The following is a 25,563-nucleotide window of genomic DNA, read 5'->3' on the forward strand; positions in this document are numbered from 1 at the left end:
TCTTCGTCGGCAAATGGTTTAGGCAATGGCGGTGCTGGATTTGGTTCGGGCAGCAGCCAAGGCTTCAGCGGAGGTACGACATCTGGGCCGTCCTCGAACGATACTCTGTCGACTGGGGTCGCGCCCGGCACCGGTCAAGTAACTGGTACTCCGGACGAGGCGGCCAAGGTTGGGACCAGCCCTGCTGGTGCAACTGCAGCCAGTGGCGATCAGACGGATACCGGGACGGCCGCCAAGACTGGCGATAGCGAGGCGGCTCCCGAAGAGCCTGCCGCTCAGACAATGGCGGCTACGACCACGACCACCACCACAAGCGGCGATCCCGAGGCGATCGGCACGCCTAAGGTCGATCTGCCAAAGGCCGCAGGCAATGGCAATCTGGGCTATTCGATCGCCATAGATGCCCCGGCCTTCCACGGCTTCGAGCCGCAGATCGCGCTCGACTACAATTCCTCGCGCAAGACCAAGCTCGGCGGCCTCTACCAGGGTTGGCTCGGCTATGCCTGGGGGCTCGACGGTTTCGACGTCATCGAGCGGGCAACGCCCGGCTATGGCATGCCGGCCTATGATGCCAACGACATCTACCTGCTCGACGGCCAGGCGATGGTTGCCTGCGTTGCCGGCATGGTCTCGCCGTCCTGCTCGACCGGCGGCACGCATGCGACGGAGAACGAAAGCTATCGCCGCATCGCGCTGAACAGCACCACCAATGAATGGAAGGTGACCGACAGGGACGGCACGGTCTCGACCTTCCGCTCTGTCGGTGCTGTCGCCAACCTCAACCCGGCCGCCGGCACGCCGGCCTATGACCTGGCCTTCAGCTACCGCTGGCTCTTGACCTCGGTCACCGACACCAACGGCAACACGGTCACCTACAGCTACACCTGCCCGGCCAGCCCAACCTGCTACCCGGCTGCGATCACCTATAACGGCGCCAGCATCCAGTTCTACTACGAGACCCGTCCCGACCTCATCCTGATGGGCAATGGCCGCGACATCTCCGAGACCAGCCAGCGCATCAAGACGATCAGCGCCACGGTCTCGGGCGCGGTGCGCAGCGCCTACAAGCTCACCTACGACCAGGCGCCGTTCTCCAACGCCTCGCGCCTCACCCAGGTCACCCGCTATGGCACCGACGCCACCATCGCCGCAGATGGCACCATCACCGGCGGGACGTCCAAGGTCATCGCCCAGATGACTTATCAGAATGCGGGCTGGAACTATACCACCGTCAATATGCCCATGTATGAGCACTTGGCCCATTCCAGCGGCGACAGCCCAAAATATAACAACCCAAAGGAGGTGGGTGACCTTAATTTCGATGGCCGAGACGAGGTCTTCGGCGAATACTCCGAAGCGACTGAAAGCGTATATGGCGGGGATCACACGACTCACACGCAGACGACAAAACAAAGATATCGGAGGATCATAAAATTCGATGCTAATGGCTCGCCGTCCGATACGAAGAGTCTCTTCATAGCTACCAATACGACGGTGACTGATACGTTTGGCACCACACCACCGCCAGAGGAACTGAATCCAAAATATGTCGATTCAGGGCGGTTCCTTGCAACGAAGAATACAATCGATTTTCCGCAGTACTCGACCAGCAAGTCCTGTCACAGCACTCAAAACGGCGACGTGTGCAGCTACTCTGCAACTTCCGAGCTCGTGCTCACGGATGCCCAACTGGCGCTGACAAAGGTGCCTTGCAGCCCGACACCACCCGCAGGTTACCAATCTGTCTGCGATGCCTTGCCGCATTATACCGCCGTGAGTCAGCCTGCCCCGCAGAGGTTCGTTGCGGACATAGACGGCAATGGCCTCGATACCGTTGAGAACGGCGGTTCAACATTCGGAACGTCGACCATTGCTGTAGGCGACTTCCTCGGCAATGGCCGGCAACAACCGCTATTTCTGAGCACCGTTGTCAAGAAGGGCAGCTCGTCGTTCGACATCAACTGCCAATTTGACAACAATACGAATCCCGGCTCCTGTGTTCTTGCTGACATCAATGGCGATGGCGCGACGGATCTCATCAGATACAGGGCAGGTGCTGACGAAGCCAAAGTCTATTTGTCGACCGGCAAAGGTTTCAAAAGTTATTCGGGCGCAACCGTGTTGGGTGGCCTTGCCATCCTTCGAGATTTCGACAACGACGGAAAAGCCGACATCTTCACCCTGAGCGGTGACGTTCAAGTCGACGTTCAGATCCCGAGCGACGACGTCCGTCTGATCAAGGTCTACTCCCTGCAGCCGTCCTCTACGGCCTACACAGCGGTAGGCCTTCCGCGACCCGCTTGGCTGGGATCGGTCGGAAAGGTCATCGGTGACTTCAACGGCGATGGTCTGCCAGACCTTACCGATTACAGCCATATGATCGTTTCGAACGCCGGCACCGGCAATCCGAATCTTGTGAAGCAGATCACCACCGAACTCGGCGGCACGGTCGCGGTCGAGTATTCGCCGTCCTCGACCTGGACGAACAACTACCTGCCGCAGGTTGTGCATGCGGTCACAAAACTGTCGGTGAGCGACGGCCGCGGCCAGACGGCGGTGAGCACATATGCCTATTCCGGCGGCAAATACGATCCGGCGGCGCGCAAGTTTTTGGGTTTCGCCTCGATCGTCGAGACCAAGCCTTTAGCCAATGGCGAGACGGCTGCACCCACGGTGGCGACCACCTATCGCCAGGATCTGGCGAGCTATGGCTTGCCGTCGCTGACGGTATGGAAGGATGGCGCGGGCGTCGTGCACAAGCAGGTCGCCGAGACCTATGCCGTCAACACCGCGAGCAAACCATACACGGTGCAGAACACGGCGACCGATACGACTCTGATCGAGAATGTGTCGCGCACGCTCAGGGTCGTGCGCTATTTCGATGCCTACAATAATATCACCACCCAGGATGACTACGGCCGCACCGATATCAGCGGCGACGAGCTCCGTACGGCCCGATGGTTCGCGCCGAACACCTCGGCCTATATCGTCTCGCTGCCGCGCTCGGTCGCTATGGCGGCCGGCTTTGATGGCTCTTTCCCGTGGATCAGCGTGGTTGAAAGCAGCTACGATGGCCAAGCCGACGCAGCGCCGCCAGCCAAGGGCAACCTGACCCAGGTGCGATCCTACAGCGACTATTACTCGACCCCGGCGAAAGCGACTTACCAGTATTTTGCCTATGACAACTACGGCAACAAGGTCTCGGCCGCGAACAGCCTCAGCCACAGAACCGAGTGGGATTATGACGCGACCTATCACCTCTATCCGGTAACGGAGCGGGCGCCGCGGTATTTTGCCACCGGCGGTCAAACTGCCGATACGCGCTTCGTCTCGAGCGCGACCTTCAATGCCGTGTGCGGCCTGCCGGCGACCAGGACCGATCCCAACGGCCTGGTGAAGACTTTTACTTACGATCCCTTCTGCCGGCCCTACCAAATCTCGCAGAGCGTCACAGGCGCCTATGCCAAGACGCGCTTCGAGAACGAAGGCAATCCGGCGACGCAGGCGCTGGTCAAGTACACGCCGCTCCCCAACGGGGCGAGTGGGGGCGCCGGCGAAGACTTCACCCGCTCCTATTATGACGGGCTTGGCCGGGTCTACCGCGTCGAGACGCCCGGAGAGACGGCGGCAGGGCCAAGGCGCATTGCCGATACCGACTATGATCTGCGTTCCAATGTGCTTCGCACCGCCTTCCCAAGGTTTGTCGGTGATGCCGCGCAGTGGACCACCAATAGCTATGACTGGTCGGATCGGCCGGTGCTGACCGTCAATCCAGATACGAGCCTGCGCAACTATGCGTACAATTTGGCCACCGTCGACCTCGTCAACCCGCGGCTCAACGGCACGACGATGACCGACGAGCTTGGGCACCAGACCCGGACGGCCTGGACGACACATGGCGATATCGCCGTCATCGTGCGCGACATCGGCGGCCTCGGCCTGATGGAGACGCGCAGCTACGACGTGCTTGGCCGGCTGATCGGCGTGACAGATCCCGGCGGCTCGAGCTGGTCCTACAGCTACGACATGCTCGGCAACCGGCTGTCGGCCTCCGATCCCGATCTCGGCACCTGGTCCTACGTCTACGATGCCGCCAACCGGCTCATCAGCCAGGCCGATGCCAGGGGCACCGTCACCAATCTCGCCTACGACCAGATGGACCGGCTGACGCTGAAGACGGCAACGGCTTCGGGCGGCAGTGCGGTGACGTTGACCCAGAACACCTACGACCAGCCATCTGCCGGTTCCTACAACATCGGCCAGCTCACCACCTCGACCAATCCAGCGGCCACGCAGAGCTTCAAATATGACGGCTTCGGCAAGGTCGCGAAGCAGGATGCCACCATCGGCACGCTGACCCACACCACCATCACCACCCGCGATGCCTCTGGACAGCCGATCGCCACACAGTATCTGCCGGTGCAGCTCGACTTCGGCACTGCGGCCGCGCCGTTGCAATACACGGCAGGCAACAGGCTTGCCTCGGCCCCCGGCTTCATCACCTCGACGCTCTACGAGGCCGATGGCCAGACTAGGGAGATCACCTACGCCAATGGCGTCAAGACCGCCTTCACCTATTCGCCGACACGGCGCTGGGTGACACGTGTCACCACCTCGAGGGGCGCAACCGTGCTGCTCGACGACCAGTATGCCCGCGACAATCTCGGCCGCATCACCGGCACGACGGGGCTGACGGCTTCCGACAGCTGGACCTATGGCTATGACAATGCCGACCGGCTGACCTCGTCCGACAATCTCGGCGACAACACGCTCGACGAGACTTTTGTCTATGCCGCCAACGACAACATGACATCGCGCAGCCGTGTTGCCGGCACCTACACATATCCAGCGGCGACTGCAGCAAGACCGCATGCGCCAACCTCGGTCGGCGCCAACACGATGGCCTATGACGCCAACGGCAATCTGACCTCGGACGGCAGCCGCACGCTGACCTGGGACGAGGCCAACCGGCTCAAGACCGTCAGCCTCGCCTCCAACACCGTCAACCTCACCTATGGCCCCGACGGCGCGCGAGTGAAGAAGGCCTCAACCTTCGCCACCACGCTCTATCCCGACGCCTCGGTCGAGATCGATCCGGCGACACCGGGAGCAGAAATCTACACCCGCTATCCGCATCCCGACATCAAGGTGGTCGGAGGAGCAAAATACTTCCTGCATCGCGATCATCTGGCCTCGGTGCGCATGGTCACCGACAGCACCGGCGCCGTCACCGAGGCAACCAACTACGCCACCTATGGCGAACGCCTCAACACCGGCTTCCAGACGCAAAAATCCTATATCGGCGAGCGCTTCGATCCAGAGACCGGACTGCTCTATCTCAATGCGCGGTACATGGATCCGGTGCTGGGGCGGTTTATATCGCCCGATGACTGGGATCCGACCAAACAGGGTGTTGGCACAAATCGGTATGCATATGCGCTGAATGATCCGATCAACAAGAGTGATCCGAATGGGCATTTGTCTGTGTCCTCAACGCCGAGTATCACCTCGGTCAGGGATTTTCTGGGCGGTCTACTTGGGCTAGGTGGAGGAAATGACTCTGCCAACAATCAGAGTAGCGCATACCAAGCTGGAGAAAAAGTTCGAGCCTATATTGGTGACAATTGGGACTTCGCGAAAAAGATGGCGCGGGAGCCGAAAACATGGTCTGGAGTGGCCAAAGTTACCGGCGGGTCGGTGGTTATTGGTGGCACGGCAGTTGTCGGTGGAGTTGCTGAAGGAGGAACCGGAGGGGTTGCGACGCCGGCCGTCGCTCCGGCTGCAATTGCTGCAACAGCGGCGGGTGCTGCTCTGGCGGCCGATGGCACCAAGGATTTTGCAGAGGCTCGGGCGAATGTACTGAATGCGTCGCCGAACCAAATGAATAAAGAAATCAAAACGGGGAAAGCCCCAAGAGAAGTTGAACGTGTCGATATCGGAAAAGTCACAGGTGAACAGACACATGTTCACTTCAAAGATGGGTCGGCCTTGAATATAGATGGTAGCTGGAAACATGGGTTTAGCGAGTTGTCGAAAGCAGTCAAAGGCTGGCTTGGCACGCACGGTTGGAATCTGCCATGATTAGAAAAAGTAGCGTCCACAGATGGCTTGCTCAAGAGCTGAGCTCTGGCAGCAAGATTAAGTCAACACATTTTGATGAATTTATAGATTATAGTCCTGACAAATACTCCAGAAACGAGATACTAAATTATTCCATAGAGCTGATTGCCGAAATATCGGGATACATATCAGAATCATTCCATCTAAGTGGGGTAAAGTTTATAGTGGTTTTTATTCCGCTCTCGGTGACGGCTGACCTGAAGATGTGGAATGAAGAATTACTTTCATTTTTAGGAAAACCTGAAGAACCTCCGGCAGTTTATGTCATTTTTGAAGATGATATATTTGGAAATGAATCTGAGGAATATAGGCGACCAATCGAGGTATTAAGTCAATTGGAAAAATCTGGCGTGTTGGCTATCTTCAGGTCGTTCAGAGATCGACTTTCAATGACGAACGAATGGGAGTTCACTAATGGAATCTATTTGGTAAGAAGGGTGTAATTTAACTTAGGAAATTACGTGGCAGCGCCCTTTTTGATCGGCCGGTTTCGCCTTGCTTTCCCAAAATGCGTCAAAATGCGTCGAATTACGGTGACAGTGCACTTATTTTTCGATGAATTACGGTGACAGTGCAATAATTATCCATCATAGTTGCGATCGAGCCCGTCGCCCTGGATCGAGTATATGGCTCGCCTTGCCCGCATCGTCGTTCCCGGTCTGCCGCATCACGTCACGCAACGTGGCAATGGACGCGCCAGGGTTTTTTTCGAGCCTGAAGACTACACGCTCTACAAAGACCTGCTGGTCGAGCATTGCCGGCTTGCCGATGTCGGCATCTGGGGATGGTGCCTGATGCCGAACCACGTGCATCTGATCCTGACGCCGGCCGATGCCGACGGCGTGCGGCGCGCACTCGCCAAGGTACATCACATCTACGCGGAATTACGGTGACACTGCACTTATTTGACCTAACGCCATCGCCCCGTCGCGGCGCAATGGCGAGATGCATATTCGGTTGATGGGAGCCCCCACAAACCTGTGACTAACCACCCCCGCCCCCATCGCGGCTCGCCCATAGTCGGTTCGAGAGACGCTCGGGCGGCGATCTTCACCGAGCCACCATTTATCCATCATCCACGGTGGCCGAATCGGATTTTGTCGCCACGGATTCCTGCGATCGTATTTTCGATCGGGCAGTGACTCGGACGTTTGCCGCGCTGCGCTAAAAATACAGCGCTGTCCGGCGTAATCGGTCGCTCCTGGAGCTTTGCGGTCTTTTTGACATCTCACGCGTTGTTCAACCGCAACCAAATAACTCTGTGGATAAGTGAATTGTGACTGAGTTGTGTCATATCCGATAATCGCTGATTGAGTATCGATAGGCAGCTTGCTCGGGGGTTTTCATGAAGCGGTTGCTTGTTTGGGCGGCAGTGCTTGCCGCTGGCGTCGTTGGCGCGGATGTTTCTGCAGTCTCTTATATTAGGGGAAGCGAAGGCATAGTAGCGCTTGCCCAGCAGGCGCAAGATTCGTCAGGCAATACAGCTACGCCGGCAAATGGTCTTGGCAATGGCGGCGCGGCGCTGGGATCGGGTGGCGGCGGCACTGCGCCTTCGAGTCAGCCGGGCGGCGCGACATCGACCTCTGCGACCAGCGCGACGGCGGGATCGTCGGCCGGTCAGCCGGCGCCGGACCAGGCGGCGACGGTCGGCGCCCAACCGACGACGACCCAGACGAAAGATGCGACAGCAACCACCGACGCGGCGGCAACAACGACCCCCGATGGCCAGGCTGCCCCTGGGACGGAGAGCACCGCCACGGCCGCGGCAACAACCACCACCACCAGCGGCGATCCTGAAGCGATCGGCACGCCGAAGGTGGATCTGCCCAAAGCCGCCGGCAACGGCAATCTCGGCTATTCGATCGCCATCGACGCTCCTGCCTTCCACGGCATCGAGCCGCAGATCGCGCTCAACTACAACTCCTCGCGCAAGACCAAGCTCGGCGGGCTCTACCAGGGCTGGCTGGGCTATGCCTGGGGTCTCGACGGTTTTGATGTCATCGAGCGGGCCACGCCCGGCTACGGCATGCCGGCCTATGATGCCAACGACATTTTTCTGCTCGACGGCCAGGCCATGGTCGCCTGCGTCGCCGGCATGGTCTCGCCATCCTGCTCGACCGGCGGCACGCATGCGACCGAGAACGAAAGCTACCGTCGCATTGCGCTGAACAGCACAACCAACGAATGGAAGGTGACCGACAGGGACGGCACGGTCTCGACCTTCCGCTCGGTGGGCGCGGTCGCCAACCTCAATCCGGCGGCCGGCACGCCGGCCTATGATCTTGCCTTCAGCTATCGCTGGCTCTTGACCTCTGTCACCGACACCAACGGCAACACCGTCACCTACAGCTACACCTGCCCGGCAAGCCCAACCTGCTATCCGGCAAGCATCACCTATAACGGCGCCAGCATCCAGTTCTACTACGAGACCCGTCCGGACATGATCCTGATGGGCAATGGCCGCGACATCTCCGAGACCAGCCAGCGCATCAAGAGCATCGGCGTGCTGGTCGGGCCTTCGATCCGGAGCGCCTACATGCTCACCTACGACCAGGCGCCGTTCTCCAATACCTCGCGGCTGACCCAAGTCACCCGCTACGGCACCGATGCAGTCGGCACACCCGACGGCACCATCACCGGCGGCACATCCAAGATCATCGCCCAGATGACCTATCAGAATACCGATGGCGTCTACGCGACAGTGAATGGCGCCCCCTCGCAATATGCGCCAAAACAGGTCGGCGATTTGGATGCTGACGGCCGAGATGAGATTTTCGGTGACAATGTGCGCCAGTATCAGACGAGCGGTGGTCACGATGGCAGCCCGACCAACTGGTTTGATAGAACAAAGTATATATATAAGTTCAACTCAAACGGGTCGCTTTCTGGAACTGTTTCACTGCTTGTTGATTCTTTCTCTTATCCTGTAGACGGCTCAAACAGCTCTCCAGATTACAAATTTTCTCGCCAAGGTCGATTTATTGCCTCAAAAAATACAGTCGACTTTGCCGACTCTGTAATAACAAGCACTACGAACGGGCGACCGGACGTGTTACGTATAATGCTCGTAAGTCGATTATTCAGACCGATCCCGCGTTGTCTCTAACAAAAACTCTCTGCACAACCGCGCCGACGGGATATCAAGCTGTTTGTGATGGACTGCCAGGCGCTCCTTCGGGGGGGTCGTCACCTGATTCCTCATTGGCCGACGGTGACGGCGATGGGCTTGATTCGGTAAATGCCAATGGTTCGGGCGCTTTCGGTCTCGGGACCGGCGACTTTCTTGGCAATGGCCATCAGCAGCCGTTCTTCTCGGGCAGCGGCGGAACGATAAGAAAGGCCACACTTTCAAACGGCACGTGGCAGCCAAGCGGAGCATCGTTCGCAATCGGCTGTCCTTGGACATCTTACTCGGGCGACGGTACTTGTGTGGTCGCCGACATCAATGGCGACGGTGCCTCGGACATCTTCCGCTTTGATGGTGTTTACGACATCATTGGCCTTTGGCTTTCGACCGGGTCTGGTTTCAAGAGCTACACGGTTTCTCCGATGGCTGGCACCTCGGCGGTCGTCCGCGACTTCGACAACAGTGGCAAGGCCTCCGTCATCACCATCGGTGGAACGATTATACCGGGGCAACCTCGAACCGGCCCAGTAAAGGTATTCTCGCTGCGCCCTTCGTCAACGGCGATGACGCCGGTGCAGTTCACACTGCCTTCATCCATAACGGCCGGAACCGTTGTCGGCGATTTCAACGGCGACGGTCTGCCGGATTTCACCGATTACAGCCACATGTTCATCTCGAACGCGGGCACGGGCAATCCGAACCTGGTGAAGCAGATCGTCACCGAGCTCGGCGGCACGGTCGCGGTCGAGTATTCGCCGTCCTCGACCTGGACGAACGATTATCTGCCGCAGGTCGTGCATGCGGTCACAAAACTGTCGGTGAGCGACGGGCGCGGCCAGACGGCGGTGAGCACCTATAAGTATGCCGGGGGCAAATACGATCCGGCGGCGCGCAAGTTTTTGGGCTTCTCTTCGATCGTCGAGACCAGGCCGCTGGCCAATGGCGAGACGGCGCCCTCGACGGTGGCGACCACCTATCGCCAGGATCTTGCCAGCTACGGCCTGCCGTCGCTGACGGTGTGGAAGGATGGCGCGGGTGTCGTGCACAAACAAGTCGCCGAGACCTATGCCGTCAACACGGCAAGCAAGCCTTACACGGTGCAGAACACGGCGACCGATACGACTCTGATCGAGAATGTGTCGCGCACGCTCAGGGTCGTGCGCTATTTCGATGCCTACAATAATATCACCACCCAGGATGACTACGGCCGCACCGATATCAGCGGCGACGAGGTCCGTACGGCCCGATGGTTCGCGCCGAACACCTCGGCCTATATCGTCTCGCTGCCGCGCTCGGTCGCTATGGCGGCCGGCTTCGATGGCTCTTTCCCATGGATCAGCGTGATTGAAAGCAGCTACGATGGCCAAGCCGACGCAGCGCCGCCAGTCAAGGGCAACCTGACCCAGGTGCGATCCTACAGCGACTATTACTCGACCCCGGCGAAAGCGAGTTACCAGTATTTTGCCTATGACAGCTTCGGCAACAGGATCTCGGCCGCGAACAGCCTCGGCCACAGAACCGAGTGGGATTTTGACGCGACCTATCACCTTTATCCGGTGACGGAGCGGGCGCCGCGCTATTTTGCCACCGGCGGCCAGAGCGCCGACATCCGCTTCGTGTCGACCGCGACCTTCAATGCGGTCTGCGGCCTGCCGGCGACCAAGACCGATCTCAACGGCCTGGTGAAGACGTTTGTCTACGATGCATTCTGCCGGCCTTATCAGGTGTCGCAGAGCGTCACTGGCGCCTATGCCAAGACGCGCTTCGAGAACGAAGGCAATCCGGCAACCCAGGCGCTGGTCAAATACACGCCGCTGCCCAATGGTGCCGGCGAGGATTTCACCCGGTCCTATTATGACGGGCTTGGCCGGGTCTATCGGGTCGAGACGCCCGGCGACACGGCGGCCGGCGCCAGGCGCATTGCCGACACCGATTATGATTTGCGCTCCAATGTTTTGCGCACCGCTTTCCCGCGCTTTGTCGGCGATACCGCGCAGTGGACCACCAACAGCTATGACTGGGCCGACCGGCTGGTGCTGACTGTCAATCCGGATACGAGCCAGCGCAGCTATGTGTACAATTTGGCCACGGTCGACCTCGTCAACCCGCGGCTCAACGGCACGACGATGACCGACGAGCTTGGCCATCAGACCCGCACGGCCTGGACGACGCATGGCGATATCGCCGGCATCGTTCGGGACAATGGCGGTCTCAATCTCGGTGAGGCTCGCAGCTATGACGCGCTTGGCCGGCTGACCGGGGTGACCGATCCCGGCGGCTCGAACTGGTCTTACGCATACGACATGCAAGGCAACCGGCTGTCGGCGACGGATCCCGATCTCGGCACCTGGTCCTATGTCTATGATGCCGCCAATCGGCTGGTCAGCCAGACCGATGCCAGGGGCACGGTGACAGCGCTCAGCTACGACCAGATGGACCGGCTGACGCTGAAGACGGCAACGGCGTCCGGCGGCAGCGCCGTCACGCTGACCCAGAACACCTACGATCAGGCGGCAGCCGGCTCCTACAACATCGGCCAGCTCACCACCTCGGCCAATCCAGCGGCCACGCAGAGCTACAAATATGACGGCTTCGGCAAGGTGGCGCGCCAGGACGCCACCGTCGGCACGCTGACCCACACCACCATCACCACCCGCGATACCTCAGGACAGCCGATCGCGACGCAATACCTGCCGGTGCAGCTCGACTTCGGCACGGCAGCCGCACCGCTGCAATACACCGCCGGCAACAAGCTTGCCTCGGCCTCTGGCTTCATCACCGCGACGCTCTACGAGGCCGATGGGCAGACAAGGGAGATCAACTACGCCAATGGCGTGAAGACCGCCTTCACCTACTCGCCCACCCGCCGCTGGGTGACGCGGGTCACCACCTCGAGGGGCGCAACCGTCCTGCTCGACGATCAGTATGCGCGTGACAACGTTGGCCGCATCACCGGCACGACGGGGCTGACGGCTTCCGACAGCTGGACCTATGGCTACGACAATGCCGACCGGCTGACCTCGTCCGACAATCTCGGCGACAACACGCTCGACGAAACCTTTGTCTATGCCGCCAACGACAACATGGTCTCGCGCAGCCGTGTTGCCGGCACCTACACATATCCAGCGGCGAGCGCGCCAAGGCCGCATGCGCCGACTTCCGTCGGCGCCAAGACACTAGCCTATGACGCCAACGGCAATCTGACCTCGGACGGCAGCCGCACGCTGACCTGGGACGAGGCCAATCGGCTGAAGACTGTCACGCTTGCCTCCAACACCGTCAACCTCACCTATGGTCCTGACGGCGCGCGGGTAAAAAAGGCTTCAACCTTCGCCACCACGCTCTACCCCAACGCTTCCATCGAGATTGATCCGGCAACGCCGGGCGCGGAGATCTACACCCGCTATCCGCATCCCGATATCAAAGTGGTCGGGGGAGCAAAATACTTCCTGCACCGCGATCACCTCGCCTCGGTGCGCATGGTCACCGACGCCTCAGGCGCCATCACTGAAGCCACCAACTACGCCACCTATGGCGAACGCCTCAACTCTGGCTTCCAGACGCAGAAGAGCTATATCGGCGAGCGCTTCGATCCCGAGACCGGGCTGCTCTATCTCAATGCCAGGTACATGGATCCGGTGATCGGAAGGTTCATCTCGCCCGATGACTGGGATCCGACCAAGGCGGGCGTTGGTACCAATCGGTATGCGTATGCCCTCAACGATCCCGTCAATAAGAGCGATCCGAATGGGCATCAGTTTGTAATACCTGGCCCAGACGATTCGACCATAGCTGGCGGGGTAATGCTAAATAAAGCCTTTCAAGACTGCGGGGATTGCAAAGCATCTTTGGAAAAATCTGTCAGAAGTTTCGGGCAGATGCTGACAAAAACACCAAATGCTCGAGCTCAAGGTCTCGGAGCGTTTTTGAACATGCTGACCGCGCCGCTACCATCGAACGCTCCCGCTGTCGTTGAAAGCCGCAGGCCTGATCAATATGATATCGGATACCTTGGAGAGGAATACGACGGAAAGAAATTAAAGGACGAGGACTTCATAAACCATGTTCCTATCGATGTAACGGACGAGCAGCTGGATAAGACAATTGATAGAGTAAACGGCAGCATCGAGCAGCGAGCGGAGGAAAACATGTTCGGCGATCAAGATCCGGTGGTCGTTGCAGATCATGAGAGGCGAATAGACAAAGAGCAAACTTGGATCGATCATGTTCTGGAACCTGAGAGGGAACGGCGCCGAGATATGAAAGAACATAATTATGGACATAATAGCCGTCACGGAACCGACGATTCAGGAGAAGGAGCAGACGCGCAAACCGGCACCGACAATGGTAATAAGGGCGGCGTCGGAGATCACGCAGGGAAGATTGACCAGTAGCTGCCGGCAATCGAAGAACCTATGAACAAAAAAAGCGACAAGGTAGGAGCTGACGAAATTTCACAGGAAAAATCCCTGCATGAAAAAGGCCTTCTCTTGCAAAAGTGGAGAAGGGGGATTGAGCTAAGTACGTTGATAAGACTCCTCAAATCCGAAAGCACCCCCAAACGCCTTCGAGGAGCGTATTACCTGGGCGAATTAGGGGTGGCGGTTGAAGATTTGACGGACGCAGTGACGCAATTGGCAAGCGACCCAATGGCCGCTTGCCGGCGCGCTTTCGTAGCATACATGATCACCTCTAGGTTTTATGATTCGTCGATTGCCAATGCGCTAGCTAAATGCTTTCAGGATCTAGATCTCTATGTAAGAGTAACAGCCATTAAGTGGGCGGTGAGCACCTCTGTAGATAACTTTGAGGACTTCACATTGGTGGTTAAGTCGGGCGCTGGCAGGGTGGAGCCCAGGTTCCCTAATCCGCTCAGCAACAAATTTTGGACCGATGCAAGTGCGGATCGCGCAAATCGGGGCCTGAGAATTGTCGCGCGACTCCGTGCAGGGGAAAAAATCGCTCAATTTAGAAAGGAATTATGTGAAGAAGATAGCTTTATTATCGACACCATCCTTTTTGAAGAGGGTAGAGACGAAAGATACGCGGCGTGGAAGAAATCTAAATCGCAACATTGAGATGTGTGAGGATTGCGATATTTGACAATTGTCAACATCTCCGAATTACGGTGCCAGTGCACTAATTATCCATCATAGTCGCGATCGAAGCCCCGTCGCCCCGGGATTGAGCATATGGCTGGCCTTGCCCGCAGCGTCGTTCCCGGTCTGCCGCACCACGTCACGCAACGTTGGCAATGAGCGGGCCAAAGTGTTTTTCACGAATTGCGGTGACAGTGCACTTTAAGCTACCCAGCTGCGCTTTACTCGCCGGGGCTCATCGTATCCATACTGGCACTATGCACGCGCGGCGGGCCAGACATTTGCAGCGGGCTGCTAGGCGTCGCTAGGCGATTGCGCTTGTGGACATAGGCCCAGCAATTTTAGGCGCGCCACAAAATCTGTGACTAATCCCACCCACCCCATCTTGTTTCACACGCGCTTCCAACACCCGATATAAAGTCCGAAACGCACACTTGGCCCAAGAATCAGCCGTGGGTGCGGGGTGGGGCGTCATGGCGACGTATAAGGCACGGGTCCTGGATGGCTTCGACTGGTGGTGCGATGAACTTCGCGCCGTCTGGTCGAGCTTTGCCCCCAACGCCAGACAACCAAAGCCTTCCGATAGCACCATCACCCTCGCCGATGACGGCATCCGCGCGCATGCGGTCGGCGGACCGGAATTCCAATCGCCGCCGCTGCCGCTCGATGCCACCTTGGACGAGATCGCGACACTCCTACGCGCCGGCCGCAGGCATCCCTCCGTCGCGATCCGGATCGACAGCGCTCTGATTCTGAAGCGGCAGCTCGGCGGGCGGCGGCTGCCGGTGCGGCAGGCCCGAGACATGGCCGAGCTCGACCTGATGGCCTCGACGCCAATCGACCCTTCGCAGGTCCATATCGTCTTTACCGACGGGGCCGGTGACGGCTCCTTCTACCTTGTCGTCAAGAAGAAAGCCCTGGCGGCGGCGCTTGATGCGATCCGGGCGGTCGGCGGCAATCTCGCTTCGCTGATCATCGCCGATGCCGGGCAGACCCTTCGGCCGGACCCGCTCAGCCTGGCGGCGATCTGGCCCGCCCGGACGCGGGACCGCTTTGCGCGGCGCGCCTGGGTCGCTGCCTTCGCAATTGTCCTTCTTGGCCTTGCCGCCACCTATGGCCATGCGCAATGGCGCAGCTGGCAGGCCGGCGGCGTGCTCGACGATGAGATCGCCACCGCGCAGGTCGAGGCCAGGAAGGCGCGGGCCTCACTGCAGAAGCGCCAGGCCGAGCTCGAGCAGACCGAAAAGCTGCGCACCGAGAAGAAGAACGCCGTTTCGGTGGTGCGCATCCTGGCGGAGTTGACGCGGCTCTTGCCCGACAGCGCCTGGGTAAGCGATCTGTCATCCAGGGGAGACCAATTGACGATCACCGGCTTTGCCACGTCCGCCGCCGACCTGATCCAGCCCATCGACGCCTCGCCGCTGTTTTCCGCGCCCGAATTCTCCTCGCCGGTCACCAGGGTTCCCGGGCAGACCGGCGAGCGCTTCACCATCACGGCCAAGGTAGAGGAACGCTGAGCCAATGCTGACGGCGATCCTCAACAGCCGGCTGCTGGTCCGCCGCTCCCTGGCCCTGGCGATCGCCGCCGTGTGTGCGCTGGCGGCCGGCTGGCTGCTTTTTGCTGCGCTGGGCAGCGTCGCGTCCGCCAGCGCCGACATCGACCAGAAGCGCGAAACGCTGGGCCAGATCGAGGCCGTCGTGGCGCTGGCCAAAACCATGGAAGCCTCGGCCCCGCCGGCTGCCGCCACCAGCAATGGCGAGTTCCTGTCCGGCGAAAGCGAGGCGGTCATTCGCGGCGGGCTGCAGACAAGGCTGAATGCGATCGCCGCCGCGAACAAGGTGGTGGTTCTGTCGGCCGGCAACGCGCCCGCGCTCAACGAGGATGGCGTCGCCTATCTCGGCCTGCGCGCCAACGTCTCGGGAACGCTGGAAGGCGTGCATGGCTTCATGCTCAGCCTCGAAACGACGCTGCCGGTGCTGTTCGTCCGCGAAGCCACCTTGAGGGTGACCAACGTCGTGCCTTCCGAAGCGCCCAATGTCGAGCCTGAGATTTTTGCCGAGGTGCTGTTCTATGGCGCGCTGCCGCCAGGCATGGCCGTAGCCACGGCAGGGGCGGCGCCATGATCCGGCTCGTTGCAGCGCTCGGTCTTGGTGTTGCCGCGGGCGCGCTCGCGCTGACCAATGTCGCGCTCTACGAAACACCGGTCGACATCTCGCCGACAGCGCCTTCCGCGCAGCGCAACATGCGCGAATTGCAGGCCGGCACCACGGGTCTGCCGGCCGCGGCCGACAGCACCGGCTTTGCCGAGACGTTCGCGCGTCCGTTGTTCACGCCGACGCGGCGCAAATTCATCCCCGTCGCCGAAGGGGCGCCTCAGGCCCAAGTGGCGTCGGATCCCATCCCCCCGGCACAGCCGGTGGCGAGCGCGCCGCCTGCCCCCGCACCGGCGCTGCTCGGCATCAGCATCAATGGCGCCGGCGCACGAGTGCTGCTCAAGGCCGCGGGCACGGAGCAGGCCAATTGGTATGGCAGCGGCGAAACCGTCGACGGCTGGACGGTTTCGGCCGTCGACAAGGATGCGGCAACCCTGCAACGAGACGGCAAGGCGGCCCGCATCCTGCTCTATCCGCCGGCGCCACCCGCAACTCCTGCCGGAGGCGGCGATGGTCTTTGATCGCTCCGCCGACAACAATGCGGGCTTCGCGCTGGTCGCCGTGCTCGTCTTCATGCTGATCGTTTCGGCGATCGTCGTTCCCTTCGCGCTGACTGCACGGAGCCGGCTCATGATCGCCAGCAATGAGAGCGAGCACCAGCGGCTCTCGATGGTCGCCGATGGCCTGGTCAATGTCGTGGCCGGCGAACTGTTCGAGGGCGCCGCGACAGCCAGGCTGCCGCAAAATGCCGAGCCGGCGCTCTGCCATTCCGGGCATTTCAGCTTCGACCTGCGCGTCCAGGATCACCGCGGCCTGATCGATCTCAACGCCGCGAACGACCAGTTGCTGGCGCAAGGCCTTGCCTCGTTCGGCTTCGATCCGCAAACGGCCGGCCAGATCGCCAACGCCATCGTCGCGTTCAGAAATCCGCCCAACGCCTTTGCCGCCGGCACGCAGCCGCGCTCCCCACTCGGTCCGCCGCAAAACAAGTTCGCGGCTTTCGAATCGGTGTCGGAACTGCAGGAGTTTTCCGCGCTCGCCTCGATCCCGTTGCGCGATCTCTATGATGTCTTCACCGTCGATCTCAAGCAAGGCTCGATCGTCGTCGCCAAGGCGCCGAGAAAGCTGCGCAATTTCGTCAACACAGCATCGCAGGATGAGCAGCCGAACGAGCCGGACAAGAACGGCGGTAGCCTCTATACGGTCGAAGTCACCGCCAGGCGCGACGGCTCGGGCATCGCCGGCCAGGCCGGGTTCGTGGTGGAGAAATCGGTGCTGGCCACCGCCGACTTCATCCGGATCTCGCGTATGCCCGCCGCTGATATCGGCGGCCCCGCTGCGACGATGCCGACCATCAGCTGCAATGGACTTTTCGGCACGGCCGTGGCGCAGATATTGGCTCGTTGGAGCTAGACCATGAACGCCGCGCTCCAAGCCTCCCGCAACCAGGCCTCCCGCATCGAAGCCTTCCTCGCCTTTCTGGAGAGCGAGAAGGTCCTGACCGCTCACAGCGCGCAGCGCGCCATGGGCGCGGCCAGGACATCGGGGCATCCGTTCGATACCGTGATGACCGAACTCGGCCTGATCGGCGAGCAGGACCTGGCCAACAGCCTGTGCCGGTTCCTCGACGTGCCGGTGCTCGCCGAGGCGCCGCAACAGTTGAGCCCGCAGATGCTTGCCGGCGTGCCGCTCAGCTATCTCAAGGAAAACGCCGTGCTGCCGCTGGAGATGGACGACCGCCAGTTGGTCGTCGCGGTGGCGGATCCTTTTTCGTTGGCGACCATCGATGCTTTGGCCTTTCATTGGGAAAGGACGCCGTCGCTGCGCGTCTTGCCGCGACGCATGATCGGCGAATGCATCGACCGGCTGGAGCGTTCGGCGGCGGAAGCGGTATCGCTCGAAGCCGGCAGCGCGGGCCCAGCGGATTTCGGCTCGGACGATATCGAGCGCCTGAAGGATTTCGCCCGCGAGGCGCCGATCGTGCGGTTCGTCGCCGACACCATCCACCGCGCGGTCGATGCCAAGGCAACCGACATCCATATCGAGCCGCTCGAGGATCATGTGCGCATCCGCTTCCGCAATGACGGCATGCTCTCCGTCGTCGACACCGCGCCGTCGGCGATGCTGTCGGGCGTTTCGACGCGCATCAAGATCCTGTCGCGGCTCAACATCGCCGAAAGGCGGCTGCCGCAGGACGGCCGCATGCGCATTGCCGTGCGGGGGCGCGACGTCGATCTACGCGTTTCGGTCATCCCGTCGATCCATGGCGAGGCCATCGTGCTTCGTATCCTCGACCGCGCCGGGGTGGAACTGCGCCTTGAGAAGCTCGGCTTCGACGAAGCCGCGCAAGCCAAGATCAGGCAGATGTCGCAGGCCGCCAACGGCATCGTGCTGGTCACCGGCCCGACCGGCAGCGGCAAGACGACGACGCTCTATTCGATCCTGGCCGAGCGCTCGCGGCCGGACGTCAAGGTGTTCACCGTCGAGGATCCGGTGGAATACAGAATGGCCGGCATAACGCAGTTGCAGGTCAATCCGGCGATCGATCTCGATTTCGCCACCGCGCTGCGCTCGATCCTGCGCCAGGATCCCGACATCATCCTGCTCGGCGAGATCCGCGACCGCGAGACGGCGCAGATCGCCATCCAGGCGGCGCTGACCGGCCATCTGGTGTTTTCGACGTTGCACACCAACAGCGCGGCCGGCGCGCTGACGCGCCTGCGCGACATGGGTGTCGACGGCTATCTGCTCGGCGCGACGATCCGCGGCGTCATCGCGCAGCGCCTGCTGCGGCGTGTCTGTTCGGCCTGCCACGGCGCCGACCACGTTGCTTCCTGCAAAAGCTGCAACGGCTCGGGCTATAGCGGGCGTACGGTGACCTACGAGATGCTGCAGGTGTCGACGCGCATTGCGGCGCTCATCGACGAAGGCGCCAGCGAGCTCGATATCGCCAAGGCGGCGGCGGAAGCCGATCTCACGCCGATGGCCGCGCATGCCGCCGCCCTGGCGCAGCGCCAGGTCACGACACTCGAAGAAGTGCGGCGCGTCATCGATTTCGATGGAGGCGGCTGATGCCGGCATTCGCCTATCGCGCCTATCTCGCCGACGGGGCTAGGGAAAACGGCGTCGTCGAGGCGCCGACCAAGCAGGATGCCGCCCGCAAGCTGGCCCAGCAAGGTCGCCGCTCCTACCATCTGGTGCCCGCAAGCGAGGAGAAGGCGCGGATCAGGCTGCCGGGCAAAGCCAGTTTTACGCTGACGCGGCGCGTCGACATGAGCCGGCTTTTTGCCGAGCTTTCCGTGCTGCTCAATGCCGGCTTCACCATCGACCGCGCCTTGAACGCGGTCATTTCCGGCGAAGGCAATGCTGCCAGGCGCCAGCAGCTGCAGACGGTGCTCGACCTTACCACCGGCGGGCGCTCGATCGCCGACGCCTTCCTCACTCTGCCCGGTATCACCCCCGACGTCGCCGCCTTGCTTGCCAGCGGCGAACGCAGCGGCAAGATGGCCTATATCTGCCAGCGTCTGGCCGATGCGTTCGAGGCCCGGGCAAAACGCCGTGCCTCGATCATCGAAGCCCTGACCTATCCGGCATTCCTGCTTCTGGTGATGTGCGGGGCGATGGTCATATTGGCGACGGTCCTGGTGCCCGCGCTGGAGCCGATTTTTGAGGGTTCTTCCGCCCGCAAACCTTTCACGATGCGGATGCTGTCGGCCCTCGGCAGCGTCTTCAACGACTATCCTTTCGTTTTCCCGCTGGCGGCCTTGCTGGCGCTGCTTGGCTATCTCGTCGTGTCCAGATCCCCCGCCGCAGGAAGCGTCTTCTCGCGCTGGCTTCTGAGAACGCCGATGATCGGCCCGCTGGTTATCAATGCGGTGCTTGCCCGCTATCTCGAAACCCTGTCCCTGCTGCTTGGCAATGGTGTCACGATGAGCGAGGCGCTTCGGCTGGCAACCAATGTTTCTCAGCAAGCGTCGTTGAAAGCGAGTTTTGCCGCCATCGAGGAAGAAGTGGCAAACGGCGCGCGGCTTCACGGCGCCGCCGCCAATGCCGGCCTGTTCGACAATGCCACTTTGTCGCTGATTTCGCTTGGCGACGACGCCAACGCGCTTCCTGTCGTGCTCGACCGCGCGGGCAAGATGCTGCAATCCGCGCTGACCCGGCGCATCGACACCGTGCTGAAGCTTTTGACGCCGGCGATGACGATTTCGCTCGGCTTTCTGGTCGGCAGCCTGGTCGTCTCGGTGATGACGACGATCCTCAGCATCAACGATCTGGCGCTGCAATGAAGATGTCTGCCGCCGTGGCGCAACGCGAGGATGACGCCGGCTTCACCTTGATCGAGATGCTCGTGGTGCTGGCCATCATCGCGGTCGTTGCGGCAATAGCGGCGCCCGGCATCGTCCAGCGATACCGGTCGCAGAGCCTGGAAAGCCTGTCGAGCGAGATCGTTGCCCGAATTCGTATGTCGCGCACGGTCGCGATCGCCACGGCGAGGCCGCAGCAGATCGTCATCGATCTCGGCGCCCGCACTATCCGTTTCGGCGACCGGCCTATCCTCGATTTGCCCACGGACGTGAGGATGACGGTGACCACTGGCCGCGAGACGGTCGCGGATGGCCGCCAGGCGGCTCTGACATTTCTTCCTGACGGCAGCTCGTCAGGCGTGGAAGTCGACCTGCAACGCGCTGGTCAGGCGGCGCATATCGAGGTGAACTGGCTGACCGGGCTTGCCAGCCGGAAGATGAAGCCATGACGCCCGCGGACAGCGAGGACGGCTTCTCGATCCTCGAAATGATCGTCGCCATGACCATTCTGGCGCTGGTCCTCGGCATCGCCAGCCAGACGATCGTGCTCGCGGGCCGCAGCATCGTGAAGGCGCGGGAGCAGGTTGAGGCGGCGCGCAAGGTCCGCTCGATCATGGCGCAATATGACGCCGATGGCGAAAGCGGAGGAACGGCCGGGCTCGATGCCGTTGCCCAGTCCGGCTGGACGGTCAAGGTCCAGCCGATGGGCGCCGGGAAGGTAAAACTCAACGCCATCGTCATCGAAAACAGCGGCAGCGCTGCTGGAGACGCGTCGTTTCTCACCTTCACGCCTGCCAGGCGGCAGAACGCGCAATGAGCGGTCTTTTTCCTCGCGCGGACGCGCTCTGTCCAGTCTCCTTCCCTTGGTGGGATTGGCGCCGCGGAACGAGAGCGCCCAGCGCCGGATCACGCCCGGTTCCGCTGCGGTCACCGATCGAGGGCTTCGCCTTGATCGATGTGCTGGTGGGGCTTGCCCTCGTAGGCGTGGTCTCGGCCTTGATGGTCGTCTTTCTGGGGCAGGCGCGAACGATGATGCGCATCCAGAATGCCACCCAGATGCAGATGGAAGTCGATGCGGCGACGCGGTTTCTCGAAACCGCGCTCGGCAATGCCGAGGCCCTGCCTTTGACGCAGTCGACACCCGACGATGTCATCTATTTCAGCGGCGGACCCGACCGGCTGCAATTCAACGGCATCATGGCCATCGGTTTCGGCTCGTCCGCGCTCAGGCAAATCGCCGTCCAGCCCGTGGGCAACAACAGCCTGACCATCATTCAGATACCGCGCCGGGGCGGCGCCGCTGGCGCCGATGATATGACAGGGAACCCGACAGTGCCGCTGATCACTGGCGTGACCGGTCTGCGGTTCGAATATCTCGATGGTTCGAAGGGATCGTGGTCGGCCGACTGGAAGTTCAACCGGCGGCTGCCGACCGCCATCCGCTTCAGGATATCCGTGGCCAGGGACGGCGCGACCTATGCGTCCGACGGTTTTGCCCGGCTGAGCCTGGCAAGCCTGCAGGGAGAGCGGGATAACTGACGCGGTCGCCGCCCCTGACGGACCCGGCTTCTCTGCCCGGCTCCGGGCTGGAGAGCTCACATCAATTGGTGATGTCCTGGTCCTCGCCAGTCCCGTCGGGCTTGCCGTCGCGGCCAAGAGTGCGGATCACGATGCCGCCGGCATCGGCCTTCAGTTCGTAGACATAGGGCTTGCCCCAAGGGTCGCTGAGACCGCTCGTCGTCTTGAGGTATGGACCGTTCCAGTGTGTGTCCCCGGGCGGCGCCGTCACCAGTGCCTTGAGCCCTTCATCGTTCGACGGATATTTGGCGTTGTCGACATAGTAGAGTTCCAGCGCGCTCTCGATATTCTTGATCTGCGCCTTGGCGGCGCTGGTGCGGGCGGAGCCCAGATAGCGCAGCACCTGCGGCGCGACCAGCGTGGCGATCAGCGCTATGATGGCCAGCACGACCAGAAGCTCGACCAGGGTGAATCCGGCCTCGCCTTCTTTGTCTCGCTTGTTTTCGGCCCAGTGCCACTTGCTTTTGGTCAAGCCGCCATGACGGAAAATGTGCATCACAAAATCCCCAAATTTAGTCCGACAAACTGTTCGAGCGCCCAGCTGCAGCCCAGTCCGAGCGCGATGAATGGTCCGAACGGCACGCGCGACCGCGCAGCCGCAGGGCCTGCGGCAACGACCTGCCCGCCGATGAACAGGAGAGCGGCGGCACTGGCGATGAACAGCAGCACCGGCAACAGCAGCGGGTTGATCCATAGCGCCGCCGCACCCAGCATCTTCACGTCGCCAAGGCCGAGGCCGATCCTGCCTGTGAGCAGGAAATGGCCGCGCCGCAGCGCCCAGAAAACCGCCAGCGTCGATGCGGCGATGAGCACCTGCAGCGCTGCATTGTCGCGCTGGACAATCAACTGAAAGCCAAACCCGCCGGTGGCCAAAGCCACATTGAGCAGGTCGGGAATGACCAGCCGCCTGAAGTCGACGACGGCAATGGCGACGAGAATGGCCGCCAGGGCCAGGCCGGCAACGATCAGGGTCGCGACATCCGCTTGCATGGTCAGTAGGCCAGTCTCTTCACATCCTGTTGCAGTTTGGTGCCGCCGCGCCGCTGCTGGATCGGCGTCTGCAGGCTGATCTTGCCGCGGAACTCTTCCGTCACCTCGCGGGCCTCATTGATATCGCGCACGACATGCGGCCGGATGAAGATGATCAATTCGGTCCGCTTGATGGTGTCGTCTTTTTGCTTGAAGGCGTTGCCGAGAATCGGGATGTCGCCAAGGATCGGCACCTGAGAGCGGTCGACACTGTTGTTCTGCTGGATGAGGCCGCCCAGCGCCAGGCTCTCGCCATCATTGACCAGCACACGCGTCTGGATCTTGCGCTGCTGGATGGTCGGCGAGTCGATATCGGAACTCGTTGTCGTCGTCACGTTGCTGACTTCCTGCTGGATGTCGAGCATCACCCTGCCGGCGTTGTTGATGCGCGGCGTCACCGTCAGGATCACGCCGGTGTCCTTCATCTGCACCGAGTTGATGATTGGCGCGGTGCCGGTCCCGGTGTCCTGCGACTGCTGGGTCAGGATCGGCACCTGGTCGCCAACCTGCAATATCGCCTTCTGGTTGTTCAGAGCCATGATGGTCGGCGCCGAGATGACGTTGACGTCGGTGATCTTGGAAAGCGCGTTCAGCGTCACCTGGATATTGTCGGTCGCGTAGCTCCAGTTGAAGCCCGGCAGCGTGGCCGCCGCGGCTGCCTTGGCCAGGTCGGTCACCGAGACCTTGGTGCCGCCATTTTCGAAGAACCAGCGCAGGCCGTATTTCAGGTCGTCGTTGAGCGTAACTTCGGCGATCACGGCTTCCAGCATGACTTGCGTCGGCAGCACATCCACCTTGGTCAGTATCTGCTGGATGCGCTCATAGTCGCGCGCGGTGGTCTGGATCAGCAGCGCATTGTTCTCGACATCGGCGACCACCGTGGCATGGGCGGGCGCCTCATTGTCCTGCTGAGGCTGCGAAGGCGACGGCCCGGTCAGCGGCGCCGGCGTGACGCCGTCCGACTGCATGGCGATCGGCGTCATGTCGGGCGAGACATTCGAGCCGGCCGAGCCGCCTTCCGTCTTGACCGGAGTGCCGAGAACCGAACTCAAGACGGCCGCCAGTTCCTTGGCCGGCCGGTTCTGGATCTGATAGACGAAAAGCTGCTGCTCGTTAGTCTCCGCCAGCCTGTCCAGCTTGCCGATCCAGGTCGCTGCCCGCGCGAGATAGGCGGGGCGCGACGTGATCACCAGCACCGAGTTCAAACGATCGTTCGGAATGAACTTGATAACCTTGGCGCCGGGACCATCCTTGGTGCCGAAGATGGAATCGAGCTCGCTCGCCACGGCATCGGGCTTCGAGGCCTTGAGCGGATGCAGCGCCACCGACATGCCGCGCATCCAGTCGACGTCGAACACCGAGACCGCCTCGCGGATCGCCGCCAGATCGGTGTTGTTGCCGGCGACGGTGATGAGGTTGCGCGTCGAATCGACCCGCAGCACCGAGCCCTGCCGGGTGATCGGCTCGAGGATGGTCTTCATCTCATCGGCGGCGATGAATTGCAACTGGATGACCTGGACTTTCACGCCGGGACCCGACGGCGAGACGGACGGCACACTGACCGCCGGCGTGCTCGACAATGTCTCCGACAGCGGCACGATCTGGTAGGTGCCCGCGCGCTTGACGATGCCGGCGCCGTTCACGGCCAAGGCCGATTCCAGGATATCCGACAGCGCCTCCTTGGAAACCGGTTTCGACGTCTGCAATGTCACCGTGCCCTGCACGCGCGGATCGACGACATAGTTGACCTGCAAAGCGTCGCCGAGCACCGCCTTGGCGGCCTGCGCCACCGGCGCGTTCACAAGGTTGAGCTCATATTGCCCGCTGCCGTCGCCCGTCACCTGGGCGACAGGCGCCGAGGAGCCGACGAAGTCGCCCGACCCCTGATACTGCGCGCCATTGAAGCGCTGCGCCCGGTCCGACGCCGACGTCACCTGCTGGGGGCCGGCATAGCCGGACCGCAAGGGCGAGTTCTTGGCATGCAGGCTCTCGACGGTCTCGGTAAAGAAGTCCTTGCCCGACGGCGACTGGCAGCCGCCGATCGCCAGCAGCATGCACAATACGACGCAACTGACTGGCCTGACTCGCATCCACCCGATCCCCCTGGAATTTTACTTTAGGGCTTCTTGCGAGTGGGTGGGGGGATTGA

Annotated in this window: 18 protein-coding genes; 15 read left to right on the plus strand and 3 right to left on the minus strand. The window is 61.3% G+C overall.

The window, feature by feature from the left end; genetic code table 11:
• Positions 1-282 precede the first annotated feature (282 nt).
• The 15 genes from RFM68_RS15330 to RFM68_RS15400 all read left to right on the plus strand — a co-directional run bounded on the left by RFM68_RS15330 (position 283) and on the right by RFM68_RS15400 (position 22,346).
• Positions 283-6,081, plus strand: a complete 5,799-nt coding sequence (locus tag RFM68_RS15330; protein ID WP_320233817.1) for an RHS repeat-associated core domain-containing protein — start codon at positions 283-285, stop codon at positions 6,079-6,081.
• The gene (locus RFM68_RS15335) at positions 6,078-6,563 is read left to right on the plus strand and encodes a hypothetical protein (RefSeq protein ID WP_320233818.1); all 486 of its coding nucleotides are present in this window, start codon (positions 6,078-6,080) and stop codon (positions 6,561-6,563) included. The genes RFM68_RS15330 and RFM68_RS15335 overlap by 4 nt, the downstream gene beginning before the upstream one ends.
• A gap of 183 nt (positions 6,564-6,746) precedes the next feature.
• Positions 6,747-7,013, plus strand: coding sequence for a transposase (locus RFM68_RS15340; RefSeq protein WP_320233819.1), 267 nt, complete (start codon positions 6,747-6,749; stop codon positions 7,011-7,013).
• Positions 7,014-7,465: 452 nt separating this feature from the next.
• Positions 7,466-9,226: a SpvB/TcaC N-terminal domain-containing protein gene (locus RFM68_RS15345; RefSeq protein ID WP_320233820.1), complete on the plus strand. Its 1,761-nt coding sequence runs from the start codon at positions 7,466-7,468 to the stop codon at positions 9,224-9,226.
• Between the two features lie 323 nt (positions 9,227-9,549).
• Complete coding sequence (locus RFM68_RS15350; RefSeq protein ID WP_320233821.1) at positions 9,550-13,641, plus strand: RHS repeat domain-containing protein; 4,092 nt, start codon at positions 9,550-9,552, stop codon at positions 13,639-13,641.
• A 21-nt stretch (positions 13,642-13,662) separates the two neighbouring features.
• A complete protein-coding gene (locus tag RFM68_RS15355) occupies positions 13,663-14,325 on the plus strand; it encodes a hypothetical protein (RefSeq protein ID WP_320233823.1) in 663 nt (220 codons plus the stop codon).
• Between the two features lie 494 nt (positions 14,326-14,819).
• A complete protein-coding gene (locus RFM68_RS15360) occupies positions 14,820-15,863 on the plus strand; it encodes a PilN domain-containing protein (RefSeq protein WP_320233824.1) in 1,044 nt (347 codons plus the stop codon).
• 4 nt (positions 15,864-15,867) lie between these two features.
• Positions 15,868-16,470 (plus strand): type II secretion system protein GspM, encoded by a 603-nt coding sequence (gene gspM, locus RFM68_RS15365; RefSeq protein WP_320233825.1) that lies wholly within the window; start codon positions 15,868-15,870, stop codon positions 16,468-16,470.
• A complete protein-coding gene (locus RFM68_RS15370; RefSeq protein WP_320233826.1) occupies positions 16,467-17,021 on the plus strand; it encodes a hypothetical protein in 555 nt (184 codons plus the stop codon). The genes gspM and RFM68_RS15370 overlap by 4 nt, the downstream gene beginning before the upstream one ends.
• Positions 17,011-17,913: a hypothetical protein gene (locus RFM68_RS15375; protein WP_320233827.1), complete on the plus strand. Its 903-nt coding sequence runs from the start codon at positions 17,011-17,013 to the stop codon at positions 17,911-17,913. The genes RFM68_RS15370 and RFM68_RS15375 overlap by 11 nt, the downstream gene beginning before the upstream one ends.
• 3 nt (positions 17,914-17,916) lie before the next feature.
• On the plus strand, positions 17,917-19,572 hold the full coding sequence (locus tag RFM68_RS15380; RefSeq protein WP_320233828.1) for a GspE/PulE family protein: 1,656 nt from the start codon (positions 17,917-17,919) through the stop codon (positions 19,570-19,572).
• Positions 19,572-20,789, plus strand: coding sequence for a type II secretion system F family protein (locus RFM68_RS15385; RefSeq protein WP_320233829.1), 1,218 nt, complete (start codon positions 19,572-19,574; stop codon positions 20,787-20,789). The genes RFM68_RS15380 and RFM68_RS15385 overlap by 1 nt, the downstream gene beginning before the upstream one ends.
• Positions 20,786-21,256: a GspH/FimT family pseudopilin gene (locus tag RFM68_RS15390; RefSeq protein WP_320233830.1), complete on the plus strand. Its 471-nt coding sequence runs from the start codon at positions 20,786-20,788 to the stop codon at positions 21,254-21,256. The genes RFM68_RS15385 and RFM68_RS15390 overlap by 4 nt, the downstream gene beginning before the upstream one ends.
• Complete coding sequence (locus RFM68_RS15395) at positions 21,253-21,624, plus strand: PulJ/GspJ family protein (protein WP_320233831.1); 372 nt, start codon at positions 21,253-21,255, stop codon at positions 21,622-21,624. The genes RFM68_RS15390 and RFM68_RS15395 overlap by 4 nt, the downstream gene beginning before the upstream one ends.
• A 140-nt stretch (positions 21,625-21,764) precedes the next feature.
• A complete protein-coding gene (locus tag RFM68_RS15400; RefSeq protein WP_320233944.1) occupies positions 21,765-22,346 on the plus strand; it encodes a hypothetical protein in 582 nt (193 codons plus the stop codon).
• A 61-nt stretch (positions 22,347-22,407) separates the two neighbouring features.
• Here the strand turns inward: RFM68_RS15400 and gspG are convergent, their stop codons facing one another.
• Genes gspG through gspD form a run of 3 tightly spaced genes read right to left on the minus strand, consistent with a single transcriptional unit; the run spans position 22,408 to position 25,504 of the window.
• Entirely contained in the window at positions 22,408-22,881 is a 474-nt protein-coding gene (gene gspG / locus RFM68_RS15405; RefSeq protein WP_320233832.1) for a type II secretion system major pseudopilin GspG, read from the minus strand.
• Complete coding sequence (locus RFM68_RS15410; protein WP_320233833.1) at positions 22,881-23,375, minus strand: prepilin peptidase; 495 nt, start codon at positions 23,373-23,375, stop codon at positions 22,881-22,883. The genes gspG and RFM68_RS15410 overlap by 1 nt, the downstream gene beginning before the upstream one ends.
• A 2-nt stretch (positions 23,376-23,377) precedes the next feature.
• Positions 23,378-25,504: a type II secretion system secretin GspD gene (gspD, locus tag RFM68_RS15415; RefSeq protein ID WP_320233834.1), complete on the minus strand. Its 2,127-nt coding sequence runs from the start codon at positions 25,502-25,504 to the stop codon at positions 23,378-23,380.
• Positions 25,505-25,563: the final 59 nt, after the last annotated feature.

This window comes from Mesorhizobium montanum (assembly GCF_033977145.1).
GTDB classification, from domain to species: Bacteria; Pseudomonadota; Alphaproteobacteria; order Rhizobiales; family Rhizobiaceae; genus Mesorhizobium; species Mesorhizobium montanum.